Genomic DNA, 14,201 nt, shown 5'->3' on the forward strand with positions numbered 1-14,201 from the left:
TGCTATAACTTTATCTGCTTTTCCTTCATTTGTTTTTTCTGACCAGCTAAAGTCATTTTCGTCTTTATCTGCTTCAATTGCTATAACTTTATCTGCTTTTCCTTCATTTGTTTTTTCTGACCAGCTAAAGTCATTTTCGTCTTTATCTGCTTCAATTGCTATAACTTTGTCCACTTTTCCTGCATGTGTTTTTTCTGACCAGCTAAAGTCATTTTCGTCTTTGTCTGCCTCAACTACTAAATCGCTATCTTTTATCTTTTCTAAATCTGATAATTCTAGTACTTCTAATTCATCATACGCTAAAGCCTTATTTAGGATTTGGAATTTACCAAATCTACCATCGAAATTATCGTCAAAAAGTTTAACGTTGGATAAAGATATATTATCATAAATTTTGTTTTCATCATAAGTTGAAGCTACTAGTTCATTATCTAGATAAATCTTTAGTAATCCATTAAGTTCTCTTACTAAATAAACCATATGGTTATTACCATCATTCACTACACCCAAAATTTCTTCATTAGTTGAAGTTGGTACATATTCATCACTATTAAATTTGCCATAAGCTTTTTCATTAACTGTAGTTACTTTATGTTTTGATGAGATGTTTTGACCGTTAAAATTAACATTTAAGAATCCATTTTCATCAACTCTTATATTTAGATTACCTGAGTCACTTTTGCCATCAAAAATATTAAAATCATTTGAATTAGTATTTATAGCAAAGCCTATAGTAAAATCTCCACTGGTTAAATAAGTTTGATCATTTAATGTTTCTAATTGTCTATTTTTTAGATCAAACCAGTACATTCCATCATTATTTTTATCTTTTAAAAGTGTAATATTGTTTTTATTATTTATAGAATCATAATCTTCTAATTCAGAGATACTTTCAACAACATCTTCAAATATAGAATCTAAATTTATATTTAATTCTGAATTATTACCATAAGAATCAGAAATATTTAAACTTAGTATTCCATCAGCTATTTTATCTTCATTATTTATAATTAAGGTTCTATAATCTTCTTTAACTTCCCAATTAACATCTTTTCCATTTATAGTTATTTTAGGAGTTGTTACTCTTTCATCAAATACAACTTTTATTTGATTACCTTCAACAAACTTAGCACTTATAAGTTTTGGATTGGTTTGATCTTTTGATCCAAAGTGATAGATTATTGTTTGATGTGGTTGTAAATCAACAGATATAGTATCTCCATAAGAGATTGGATTTAAATCACTATCTTCATAAGGCAATATTTTTACAGATGTTAAGTTAGATATACCATTTGTAACACCTACAATATCATTGAAAGTAAATTCATAAGTTTGTTCTTCATCTAAAGGATTTGTAAATGATACAATTCCTTCACCATCATTCCAAGAAGAGTATCCATATACTCCTGATTTAGGATCATTACCAAACATTTTTGCATTTTTAAGAATTTCTTTATTATTTTCAGCAAAATCTAAAGCATCTTTTGTAACTTTCCATTTTTCATCATTCATAATACTTGGTGAGAAATATAATTCCCAGAAATATGTTCCTCTTACTGCATTTGCAAATAAAAATTCACGAAATACTTCTGTACTTGCATCTGAATTATCACTCACTCCATATATCGGATCATGATTATAGATATTTTTTAGTGGAAATTGGAGTTTGTTTTGATTTAACATCTTATAATAGACATTATCTCTATAATAAATTTTTTGTTGGTGTCTTTCGCCAGTTCCCAATTGTCCTGTATCACCGGAATCTTGTAACCAAATTGTATTTACCCATTGAAGAAGCCATGGACTTAAATTTACATAGCAAGTTGCATTTATAAATAATCCTTTACCCTCTTCTGCTCTTTGTTTCCTTGCACTTTCAAATAGATCAATCCAAGCTTCCCAAAGATCTGATGTATAATATATATCATTATATCCACCAATCATATGATTATTATCAGGATCTTGATTTGGTCTTAGTGCAAAACCATCCCATTTCCAATAGTCTATATCGAATCTATTTTGAAAATCTAAAACCATAGTTTCAAAGTTATTTAAGTAATTTCTATCAGCTACATCTATAGCATCCCAATATCCTGAGTTATCACTTACTGATCCTGTTCCCATACTTTCCATATACTTTGCAAATCCTGTAAAATAATTGTAACCACCTTGTGGTCCTATCCATAGACCAAAATTAGAATTAAGATTTTTAGCAAGTTCTTCAGATGTATAAAGTTCATTAGGGAACTTATGATTAAATTCCCAGAATCCTGTTCTATTAGGTTCTCTTCCTGATTGTTCATTTGAAGGGTTAAATTTGCCATCGTAGTAATTTATCCAACCATCATCCATTACATAAGTATCTAGAGGTCTTACTCCATTTTGACTTAAACCTTTCTCAGATCCGATAAATGATTTTTTAATACTTTCATCAGTTATGTTTAACATATTATCATACCATGAATTATAGTTAAGTCTGAAATCAGTAGGAGTTGAAATATCTTCAATATATTCAAAGAAGCTTGTTTGAACTACTTCTGGATCTTTTCCTTTAGCTGTTCCAACCACATTATTCCAAGTTGTGAAAACTCCATCTTTTAATTGGTTATCTTTATCTAACTTTTCAAAAGATTTACCAGAATAATATCTTACTTGAATTCTATTGTCTTTTATTCTTGTATCTGTTGCAGGAAATTCTGAACCAAAGAACATACCTTCAGCATATACAGGTTGACCAAGCAATAATTCATAAGGTCTTATCCACATAGATGAAGCTTCATTTTCTTCAGGATGAGTCCATTTTCCTTCAACATCTTCGTTTAAAACAAAACTATCCATTTCTATATAATCGATTATAGCTTTTTCAGGATCATCAGTAGAAATTTCCAAGAATTGTTTCATATACTGACTTCTATTTTCAAGTTCATAAATACTAGAAATATGAAAGCTTACTTCTTGAGTAGTTGTATATGGTTTATAATTTATTCTTAGCCTTTTTCCATTTTCAAAAGATTCTTCTATATAACTATCAAATTCTAAATCATTTGATGAAATTTTTTCATAATTTTCATCTGTATTAATCTTATTAGGGTCAATATTATAATCAGTCCCTACATATTCATCCTTATATACATTAAATTCAGCAGAAGTAAATTCATTAGCAGAGCTTAATGCCGGACTTAATTGAATTAGAAATAAATGTCTAGCAAGTATAGGTTCATAAAAGTTTGCATAGACAGTATCTCCTACATTAAATAAATTTCCTTCTTCATGTAAATTATAAGCTTCCTTAGTAAAATTTCCCTTTGCGGCAAGGATAGGTGCTTGATCTGTATCAGTAGAATAATAAAGTTCATACTCACCTAAAGTTCCATTAATACCATAAGCCTTATCTGAATATCCTGGCCTTTTATTTATGGAGAATGATTTCAAATTATATTCATCACCCATATCAATTTCTACTACAAAAGGTCCTTGTTTTGTATAATCATCTGGATAGGTTTCTAAATCTCCATCAATTAATTTTTTTGACATCTCATCAGAAAACTTATCACCAGATATTGTACTTATACTAATATTCCAATTACTTTTGTCTATCTTTTGAGTTGGTTCTATAACTTCTGTTATTTCTTCATCTTTTTCTTCTTCTTGTTGAGCCTCTTTATACTTAATAGTATTTATAACAAAATCGCTACTTCCCTCACCAGGTTTTATAGAAGTGTTTATTTCTTTATTATTTATTTCTGTAGTGGTTATTTTTCCATCTACAATTTCGAAATCTCTCTCTATAAAATCATTTCCAATGCTTATATGATCATCTTCTACATTTATTGTAACTTGATCATTACTTTCGTGATCGTCTTCTACATTCTCTGCTTTTTCTGTATCACCATCATAATTTTCAATATTATTAAAGCTATCATCCTTAACACTATTATTTGCTGAAACTTCTGGTGATATATCATCTGAATTTAATTTATAAGATGAATTATTTTTTGTAGAAGAGTCGTCTAACGAATGAGAGTAAGTTTGAATATCGTTTTCATATGTGGTTTCGTAGATTTCTTCTATATCTGTACTAGCGAAAGAAATCTGACTAGGAAACAGAAATATAGATGGTATCAAAATTAAAGACCACAGCCGTTTTCTCGTAAATTTCAAATTAAAACTCCTTTCTATTATATCATTATTTGTTTTACTTATTTACATATAACTATGCAGAAAATCCTTTACCTCCTTTGTAATATTATAGCATATATTTAATAGTTTGCAATATATTGCAAGTGAAATTCAAATTAAGAAACCATTATAATATACTATAACTTTTAAAAAGATGATTTTTATGATATAATCATTAAATATAGATATAAAAAAGGATATTAGGAAGTATGAACAAAGATGAATTAAATACTAGTAAGATTAAAAGAGTATTCATAAAAGATGAAGCTTATGAAAGATTAAATAAGTTAATTATTACAGGAGAACTTGCTCCTATGGAAAAAATAAATATTAAAAAACTATCAGAAAAGCTTGGCATATCTAGAACTCCTCTCAGGGAAGCCCTACTTAGACTAGAAAATGATGGACTAATAATCTCCAAGGCGAATAGGTGGACTATGGTTGCTCCTATCAATATCAAACAGGCCTTAGATATTTACCCAATGATAGCGTCCCTAGAATGCTTGGCCCTTAGACATGCTTTTGATAATATGAGTGATGCAGATATCGATGAGCTAGATGATATAAATGAGCATATCAATGCTATAGATACCCACAAGGACTTATTAGAAAAAATCCAACTAGACAATATTTTTCATAAAAAGATAATCGATATGTCAAAAAACAACGAGATTTATCCAGTCATAGAAAATCTAAAAACCAAGGTTCAAAGGATGGAAATTTTCTATTATGCTCAAATCCAAGAAAACTCAAGAACCTACGATGCCCATAAGCTTATAATAGAAAATCTAAGAAAAAAGGACTTGAGAGCAAGCATTGACGCCTTGTTAGCAAATTGGAAAGATACCCTAGAAATATTTAAGAAAATATACAAGGACGAAAAATTAAGAAGTGAAGATAAAAATGAAACGAACTAGATGGCTAGCTCGTTTTTTATTTACCTTGTAAACCAAGAACAGCATTTACCAAGACTTGAGCAGAGGACTTGATAGCCTTATCTGATGCATAAAATTTCTTGGTATGGAGAGGATTCTTAGAAAAACCATCTCCACTACTACCAAACCAATACATAAATGAAGGAACTCTTTGCATATAAAGTGAAAAATCCTCACTTGCCATAGTAGCTTCTATATCAACTAGCTTATCCCTTCCTACTATCTCTTCTGCAAAGCCCCTGGCAAGCTCATACATATCTTCACTATTGTAAACTAAATCTATATCATCAGTATAGGTAATTTTTACCTCACAAGAGAAAGCCTTGGCTATATTTCTAATTAATTCCTTTGCCCTCTGTCTAGCTATGGCAAAGTTTTTCTTATCAAGGCTCCTAATAGTCGCAGTCATCTTGCAAGTATCAACTAGTAAATTATCTTCGCTTCCACCCCTTATGGAATTGATAGAAAGAAGGATAGGGGCCTTGGGATCTGTGTTTCTGCTTATAACTGTTTGGAGGCCAGTTATGATATGGCCAGCACAAACTATAGGATCTATATTTAGGTGGGGATCTGATCCATGACCTCCCCTACCAATAACTTCTATTATAAAATTGGTCTTGGCAGCCATAAGGGCTCCCTTTTTTACAATAACCTTACCTGCATCTACTAGGGGCCAATTGTGATAGCCTAAGAAGTAGTCAATATTAACCTTATCAAAGAGACCCTTATCAATTAATTCCTTGGCTCCCTTAGTAGTTTCTTCAGAATTTTGGAAGACAAATACTACATCTCCCCTTAGCCTATCCCGATTTTTGCTAAGGATATTCATACATGCCATAAGGATACTTATATGCAGGTCGTGGCCACAGGCATGCATTATGCCTGGACACTTTGACTTATAGGGAATATCCAAGTCTTCTTGCTGGCTTATAGCATCTATATCAGACCTTATGGCTATAGTTTTGCCTCCCTTATCACTCTTTAATCTAAAGACTGCTCCACTAGCTATAGGTATAGATACTTCTTCTATATGGTCTAGGGATTTTGCAAAATCCTTTATAAGTTCTGTAGTCCTAATTTCTTTACCAGATATCTCAGGATGAGCATGGATATCATGTCTTATATTTATAATTTCTTCTAAGTCTTTATCTTCTATCTCTAAGATCATATCATTTTCCTTATCTTTTTAATAAGCCTCCCTCACCCATCTCGGTAAAGTCTGATTTTTTTAGCTCTATCCCTGCAAATATCCTAGGCAGAAATATATCAAAGCTTGTAAATTTGGCATGGATAGATGCTCCTGGTACTCCTACTAGGTAGGCCTTATTTGCCCTTCCTACTGTGAGCATATTGCCTGGTTGGACTGGAAGACCTTGGATAATGAAGTCATCGCTGAGTTTCTTTATGACAGATGGAGTTAGGTCGTCTGGGTCTACACTCATACCCCCTGAAAACACAAGGAGATCGCAACCCTTATCCAAAAGGTCTCTGGCCTTGGCTTCTAGTATATTAATATCGTCAGGGCTTTTGGTAATTTCTAATAATTCGTGGTCATAGTCCTTTAGTTTTTCCCTAATAACTGGCTCGAACATATCCTTGATTCTTCCATAGTAGATTTCATTGCCAGTTATTATGACTCCAACCCTTAGGTTTTTATATGCCCTCACCCTAAAGCATGGGCCATATTCCTTGCTAATGGCATTTATATATGCTACTTCATTCTCACTTGTGTAGAGAGGAACAATCCTCCCTCCTGCCAATATCTCACCTTTCTTGACCTGGGTGTAGGACTTGAGACTAGCAAAGGTGTAGATTCCTCTTTCGTTTAGTTTATTAAGTTCTTCCCTATTTATTTCAAAGAGTCCATCTATATCACTAATAAAGGAAATCTTCCCTTCAGATACTCCACTCAAAGATACATTTTCTCCAGCCAAGTCATGAGCCACTTCTCCTATAGCATCTTCTTCATGGACTAGACCCTTATCAAGGCTACCTACATAGATATTATCCTTACCTATATCCTTTAGCCTTTCTATGTCATCTTCTCCTATGACATGGCCTCTCTTAAACAAGACTCCCTTGAAGCCATCTTTCTTTATGGCTGTTATATCGTGGAGGAGGGGCTTACCTATGGCATCTTCTACTCTTACTTTTTTAATCATGGCTTACTCTTTCATACTTTCCATTTTTTACAGCTAGGATTTCTGACATAATTGATATGGCAATCTCTTCGACACTTCCATCATCTATGTCTAGGCCCACTGGACTATGGATGGCATCAAAAGTTTTATCCTCTACTCCCTTTTCCCTTAGCTTATCAAATACGATTTTTATCTTTGCCCTTGATCCTATCATTCCTAGGTATTTGTAAGGCATATTTAGGATGTTTTCTAGGACTTCAAGGTCACTATTTGGTGTGCATACTACTATATAGGTGTCATCATTAGAAAAATTTATTTCTTCCTTGGCCTTTTTTATATCTGTATAGAAATTTTTTATTCCTTCGAAATCTTCCCTATCTTTGAAGTCTTCCCTAGGGTCAATGACACTTACATCAAAATTAGTCCTTACTGCAATCCTTGCAAGTTTTGCCCCTACGTGGCCTGCCCCAAAGATTAAGAGCCTTGCCTTAGGATAAAAGACCTTGATATAGCCTTTGTTGGTCCCACCACATACCATATTTAGGTCAGATTTTTCAATTAGCTTATGCTCAAAGGTCATATCTTCTCCCTTTTCTATAGCCTCTAGGGCTTGTTTGGTAACCTCATATTCTACTGGCCCTCCTCCTATGGTTCCAAAGCTTGTCTTATCAGGAAAGACTGCCATCATGGAGTTTTTAGCCCCTGGAGTAGACCCCTTGGCTTCTGTTATAAATACTAGAGCTGCCCTGCCACCTTCTTCTATCCTTTCTATTACCTTAGTTAAGATTTCTGTCTGCATTATCTAGTCTCCTTTTTAAAATTAGAAGGGCTTCTAAGCATCCCCCACCTATGGCACGAGCCTTATCTGATATAGTAATAGCGTTAGTCTTTATAACCCTTGGGTCAACATCACCAATTTTGAGACCCTCGAAGACTTCACTGCCATCTGCTATCATGCCACGAACCATGCCAGTAAGGCCTGACTTAACCTCACTATCACCAACTATTGCAAGAACTTCGCCTTCTTCTACCCTAGATCCTATATCCTTTAATATATGGATTTGACCACTAGCAGGAGCCCTTAGGATTCTTTGGCTGGTGTAGCCTTGAATATTGCCAGGAATCCCGGTATTTTCGCTAGGTCTTCCATCAAATATAACCCTCGCCAAGTCATGACCCCTATTGGTCTCAATTACTGCATCGACATCATTTCCTGCCTCAAAGCCTGGTCCAAGTCCTATAGTTATCGGTGCCATAGACCTACTAGTGCCGAGATTTTTCTTAGCAAGTATTCCATCTATTACAGCCAAGGGTTTGAGTTTCTTTATATAAGCCCCCTCTTCATCAACTACTATAGGAACTTCTCCTGCCTGTAACGCTTCCTCTATTTCTTCCATATTTTCTGCCCTTCTTATCCTAAGATCTTCTATCTCGGCGTAGCCTTCAGATATTGCCCTAGCTGCTGATACATACCTTCTGATACATAGGGGCTTGGCCTTTTCTAATATTAAAACCTTAAAGCCAACCCTATGAATTTTTTGGATAGAACCTGTTGCCACATCTCCTCCACCCCTAAAGATTACTAGATTATTCATATTTTTCTCTAATCTCCTCAAGGTTATTGTAGGTATCTACATCCCAAAGTTCAGAAACATCTTCTATATATACTTCGTTTTTGTCTTCTCCTCCTACAAGCTTCATACCACCCTCGTCATACTTAAGTCCGAGTAGACCTTCCCTATATGAGTTTGGGAAGATAACAGGTGCTCCCCTTCTCTTATCTGTCCTTGGGTAGGTAATGATAGGGTTTTTCTCATAGGCATCTATTAGCTTATTTACTGTATCCGCTGTGAGGAGGGGTTGGTCTGCCACAAAGAACATCATTGCATTTTCTCCATCTACTGCATCGACCCCAAGTTTAATAGATGCGGACTTACCAACTTGGTTATTGTCATTAAAAATAGCCTTAAATCCTCTATTCTTAGCATCTTCTAGGATTTCCTCATAAGAACTTACTATAATCACTTCATCAAAGGCAACTTCTTCTAAGAGGTCAAAAGTCCATTGGTAAAGCTGTTTGCCCTTTAAGTCCATCAAAAGTTTATTGGTCCCCATCCTTTCAGATAGGCCACTTGCCATTACTATTGCACTAATTTTCATAGTCTTCCTCCTTTTATTTTTCTAACTTACTTTAATAGTGATCCTGATAAAAATTCTATTCCCTCAGTCTTATCTCTTAAATAAGTAATAACTTTATCACTATCCATTTTTTCTTCAAAGGATTCTACCTGGTTGAAAAATACATACCTATCGCCTCCAAAATCCCCAAAGGGACCCGGCTTACTTCTAATTAGTTTTAGAAATACTTCTTCGTCTACATAATCTCTCTTTATTAATTTTTTGAAGTCTTCATAGTTATAGATAAAATCTTCTTCTACTTTTCTTCCTATTACCTTCGCAGAAAAAACACAAATTACCTTACTACTTATATTATATATGACTGGCTCATGTGATTTCCACATTTTTAATGGTAAATTCCTACACCCGTCTGCTTCTATAATTATATAGTCAAAGTCATCCCTGATTAATTCGATTTGCTCTTGGCTTATGGCATGGAACTTATTGGTATTCTTGTCTAGTTCGCCCATAGCTACGAGAACCTTGTCTTCTTTTATTTGCTTGTATTCTCCAAAAGAATCAAAAATATAGTCTATATGTTCATTTTGGGGTCTTCTTATTTTGGTAGATGAAGTTATCAGTACTCTCCCGTAATTTTTCAACTCTTCTCCCAAACTTTCCATTAGAGTAGTTTTTCCACCTGAGCCTGTAATAGAGATTATATCAGATTTTTTTATTGAAAATTTTTTACTTAAGTCTTTACTCATATTTATCCAAAATAGGCTGTTGCAAGAAAATTACAACAGCCACGATTTTTATTTTTTTAAGGCCTTTTTAGGCTTATTATAGAAGGTATCTTCCATAGGAAGTTGTCTTCTTAGCTTTTTATCTAAGTTATAGTAGGCGCCTTGGACTGCTGGAGCTATTGGAATGGTAGAGATTTCCCCTATCCCCTTGGCCCCATAGGCTATATCTAGCAAGTCATCTTTTTCTATTAGGATAGGATGAATATTTGGTACATCAGGAGATCTAAATAACCCAATTGTACCGTATTTTGCCTTGATAACTGAGTCTTTTATCTTGAGGTCTTCTGTAAGGGCATAGCCTAGTCCCATCACTACTCCACCTTCTATTTGCCCTTCTATGGTAGTTGGATTAACAACCTTACCTGAGTCATGGGCAGCATAGACATCTTTTATTTTGCCATCATCATCCAAGATAACAAGGTGGGTTGCAAAGCCGTAGGCTATATGAGACACTGGATTTTCTTTTGTTGATGTAATAGGATCTGTTGGGTCAAAGTACTCATAGAAGTATTCCTTGCCTTCAAGCTCTTCTAGAGATTTTTCCTTTAGGTCAGCTCCGAGTTGTTCTGCTGCCCTTCTTACGGCTTCACCACTTATCAAGGTTTGCCTTGATCCAGATGTTGTTCCTGAGTCAGGTGATGTTTCTGAATTTGGGTTCATAATTTTAATCTTATCATAAGGAAGCTTAGTTGCTTCTCCTGCTATTTGTAGGAGAACTGTTCCTACTCCCTGACCAATACCAGATGCTGCACAGTATATCTTGCAGAAGCCATCTTTTATGATTATCTTTGCTCGACCCTTATCGGGTAAGCCTACACCAACTCCTGCATTTTTCATAGCACAGGCAATACCTGCCCTATCCTTGTTGGCTTCGTAGATATCCTTTACTGCTTCCAAGGTTTCTACTAGGGCTGTTGAGCAATCTGCTATTTGACCATTAGGTAGGACTTGACCTGGTTTTATGGCATTTCTATACCTGATTTCCCAAGGTGAAATTCCTACCTTTTCAGCTAGTAGGTTTATATTTGATTCCATGGCAAAGTTTGATTGGCAAACTCCAAATCCCCTGAAGGCTCCTGCTGGTGGGTTATTTGTATAGTAGCCATAGCCATGTATTTCTGTATTTTGGTAATTATAAGGACCTACTGAATGAGTACAGGCTCTTTCTAGGACTGGGCCACAAAGTGAAGCATAGGCACCAGTATCAAAGTATATTTCTGCTTCCATAGCTTTGAATATACCGTTTTCATCACAGCCAATAGTAAAAGTTCCCTCCATATAGTGGCGTTTTGGATGCCATCTCAATGATTCATCCCTTGTAAATTTATGTTTAACTGGTCTTTTGTAGAGGTAGGCTGCAAGGGCTGCTGGAGGTTGGACAGACATGTCTTCTTTTCCACCAAAACCTCCTCCTACCAGAGCGTTTTCTACAACTATTTTTTCTGGAGTATCTTGCCAATTAAACATTATAGCAAGTTCTTTTCTTGTATCATAGACACTTTGATCAGATGAGAAGACCTTTATCCCATCCTTATATGGCATAGCCACACAACACTCAGGTTCCAAGAAGGCATGTTCTGAAAATGGTGTTATATATGTTTCTTTTACTACATACTTACATTCTTCTAGGGCTTTTTTGGCATTACCACGACTTACGTGTCTTTGTTGGCATAGGTTGCCACTTGGGTGAATTTGTGGAGCATCTTCTTTCATAGCCTCTGCAATGGATGTAACTGGCTTTAGCTCTTCAAGGTCGACTTTTACAAGTTTTTTAGCCTCTTCAAGGATTTCTGTACTCTCTGCTACTACAAAACAAAGGGCATCTCCAAGAGACCTTGTTTCTGAGCCTTTTTCAATAAAAACATCCCAGTCTTGTTGGATATGGCCGACCTTGTTGTTTGGAACGTCTTCTGCTGTCAAAACTCCAACTACCCCATCAAGCTCAAGGGCTTCACTATAGTCTATATCTATAAACTTAGCCCTAGGATACTTGGTTCTAACACAAGATCCATAGAGCATGCCTTCCATCTCTATATCATCTGCATATATTCCAGTACCCAGGATCTTTTCTTCAGCATCTATCCTATCTGCTCTAGCTCCTACCTTAGCTTCTGACTCTGTATTATTTATAGCCATATCGCCTCTCAAGATAGCAGCTGCCATTTCAATACCCTCTACTATTTTCTTGTAACCTGTACAACGGCAGATATTTCCCTTAATACCCTTTCTAATCTCTTCCTCACTAGGATTAGGATTTTTTCTAATCACAGCTAGACCACTCATAACCATACCAGGAGTACAGAAGCCACATTGGACAGCTCCTGCCTTGGTAAAGGCATAGGTAAAGGCTGTTTTCTCTTCCTCACTCAAGCCTTCATTAGTGAGAACTTCTGTACCATTAAGTTTTGATAGCTTAACTACACAAGACCTTTTATTTTCTTCTCCTACTAGTACAGTACAGGTACCACAAGCTCCCTGTGAACATCCGTCTTTCACTGATTTTATTTTAAGATCATCCCTCAAAAACCTAAGCAGACTCTTATCTTTATAGGTTTCATAAGTTTTCCCATTAACTTTTACTATATAAGGATTTGCATTTTCAATTTTCTGGCCTATTAAAATATTTTCCATCTTCTACTCCAATTTTTAAAATTTTCTATAAATAAATTTTCCTCGTCCTTCTTTAGCTGAGTACTTGCCATTAGTGAGTATTAACTCTCCCCTAGAGATAACTGTATGAACCTTATAATTGCTCACAAAACCCTCGTATGATGTATAGTCGCAATTTGAATGTCTATTTTCTTGACTAATAGTGTAAGGGTTATTGGCAAGTATTACGATGTCTGCATCAAAACCCTCTTTTATTTGTCCCTTTATATGACCCATTCCAAATATTTTTGCTGGATTGTAAGATAAGAGGTCTATAAGCTTTGCTAGGGGGATATTTCTCTTTAATCCTTCACTTATGACTACTTCCATTCGCTCTTCTACTCCAGGACCCCCACCAGGGCAGTCTAGGAAGTTATCCTTATAGGGACTTTTGTCCCTACCATAGTAGAATGGACAATGATCTGTTGCTATAACATCTACATCCCCATCAATTATTCCCTGCCACAAGGCTTCTATATCTTCTGTTTTTCTTAGGGGTGGAGCCATGATATACTTGATTCCTTCTGCATTACCATCTTTGTAGTAGTAAGACTCATCCAATGTTAAATATTGGGTGCAGGTCTCACAATAAAGGTTTTTGACCCCTCTTTTTCTTGCAAGTTTGATCTCTTCTAAGCCTTCCTTGGTAGAAGTATGGACTATATATAACTTAGGATATCCTGCTAGCTCACTAAGGTAGGCTAGTCTATTAATGGCTTCTGCCTCTGTAGCAGGGGGTCTAGTCTTTGCATGATAGATTGGATCTAGGTTCCCTTGCTCCTTTGCTTCTTTTCTAAGCTCCTCTATAGACTTATCGTTTTCACAATGGACGCATACTACTGTTCCAGTTTCCTTTGCCTTTTTTAGTACCCTAAGTATTTCATCATCATCAAGTTTTCCAGAATAAGTTGTGTAGATCTTAACAGATACAACTCCCTCATCCCGATAAAGACCAGCAATCTCGTCTATAAGCTCATCACTTACTTCATATAAGGCTCCATGAAAGGAATAGTCTATTACAGCCCTCCCATCAGCCAAATCATGGTAGTGGTCTATCATTTTTTTTAGGGAAGCTCCTTTTTCTAAGGCCCCTATATGGTCTACTATAGTTGTAGTTCCCCCATAACTTGCAGCTAGGCTGCCACTATAAAAATCATCAATAGATACATACTTTCCAAGATCGAGGTTCATATGGGTATGAACATCAACTCCGCCTGGTATAACAAGTTTATCTTTAGCATCAATAATTTCGTCTGCTGGATAGTCTATATTTTCATCAACTTCTTTTATTTTTTCATCTTCTATTAAAATATCACTTTTTTTAACTTGACCACCTGTAAGAACTTGGCCATTTCTAATTAAACAATGCATAT

Annotated in this window: 10 protein-coding genes; 1 reads left to right on the forward strand and 9 read right to left on the reverse strand. The window is 35.1% G+C overall.

The genetic code is table 11. The features are described 5' to 3' along the window. Positions 1-4,161 (reverse strand): hypothetical protein (locus MUN42_RS01495; protein WP_243342511.1); only part of this gene is annotated, 4,161 nt, incomplete at its 3' end. Between the two features lie 227 nt (positions 4,162-4,388). Here MUN42_RS01495 and MUN42_RS01500 point away from each other — a divergent pair. Beyond that, positions 4,389-5,096 (forward strand): GntR family transcriptional regulator, encoded by a 708-nt coding sequence (locus MUN42_RS01500; protein ID WP_243342512.1) that lies wholly within the window; start codon positions 4,389-4,391, stop codon positions 5,094-5,096. A gap of 16 nt (positions 5,097-5,112) precedes the next feature. Here the strand turns inward: MUN42_RS01500 and MUN42_RS01505 are convergent, their stop codons facing one another. The 8 genes from MUN42_RS01505 to hydA are packed head-to-tail and all read right to left on the reverse strand — an operon-like array spanning position 5,113 to position 14,199. After that, positions 5,113-6,282: a M20 family metallopeptidase gene (locus MUN42_RS01505; protein WP_243342513.1), complete on the reverse strand. Its 1,170-nt coding sequence runs from the start codon at positions 6,280-6,282 to the stop codon at positions 5,113-5,115. Positions 6,283-6,292: 10 nt separating this feature from the next. Next, on the reverse strand, positions 6,293-7,276 hold the full coding sequence (locus MUN42_RS01510; RefSeq protein ID WP_243342514.1) for a molybdopterin-binding protein: 984 nt from the start codon (positions 7,274-7,276) through the stop codon (positions 6,293-6,295). Further along, positions 7,269-8,054: an XdhC/CoxI family protein gene (locus tag MUN42_RS01515; protein ID WP_243342515.1), complete on the reverse strand. Its 786-nt coding sequence runs from the start codon at positions 8,052-8,054 to the stop codon at positions 7,269-7,271. Before MUN42_RS01515 ends, MUN42_RS01510 begins: the two co-directional genes overlap by 8 nt. Next, positions 8,032-8,850 (reverse strand): selenium-dependent molybdenum cofactor biosynthesis protein YqeB, encoded by an 819-nt coding sequence (yqeB, locus tag MUN42_RS01520; RefSeq protein ID WP_243342516.1) that lies wholly within the window; start codon positions 8,848-8,850, stop codon positions 8,032-8,034. The genes MUN42_RS01515 and yqeB overlap by 23 nt, the downstream gene beginning before the upstream one ends. Then, on the reverse strand, positions 8,843-9,415 hold the full coding sequence (locus tag MUN42_RS01525; protein ID WP_243342517.1) for a nucleotidyltransferase family protein: 573 nt from the start codon (positions 9,413-9,415) through the stop codon (positions 8,843-8,845). The genes yqeB and MUN42_RS01525 overlap by 8 nt, the downstream gene beginning before the upstream one ends. A gap of 26 nt (positions 9,416-9,441) precedes the next feature. Beyond that, positions 9,442-10,140, reverse strand: coding sequence for a selenium cofactor biosynthesis protein YqeC (yqeC, locus tag MUN42_RS01530; protein ID WP_243342518.1), 699 nt, complete (start codon positions 10,138-10,140; stop codon positions 9,442-9,444). Positions 10,141-10,188: 48 nt separating this feature from the next. Continuing rightward, entirely contained in the window at positions 10,189-12,810 is a 2,622-nt protein-coding gene (gene xdh / locus MUN42_RS01535) for a selenium-dependent xanthine dehydrogenase (protein ID WP_243342519.1), read from the reverse strand. 15 nt (positions 12,811-12,825) lie between these two features. Further along, positions 12,826-14,199, reverse strand: coding sequence for a dihydropyrimidinase (hydA, locus tag MUN42_RS01540; RefSeq protein ID WP_243342520.1), 1,374 nt, complete (start codon positions 14,197-14,199; stop codon positions 12,826-12,828). Between the last annotated feature and the right edge of the window lie 2 nt (positions 14,200-14,201).

Origin of the sequence: Anaerococcus sp. AGMB09787, assembly GCF_022808955.1 — a bacterium.
Lineage (GTDB): Bacteria > Bacillota > Clostridia > Tissierellales > Peptoniphilaceae > Anaerococcus.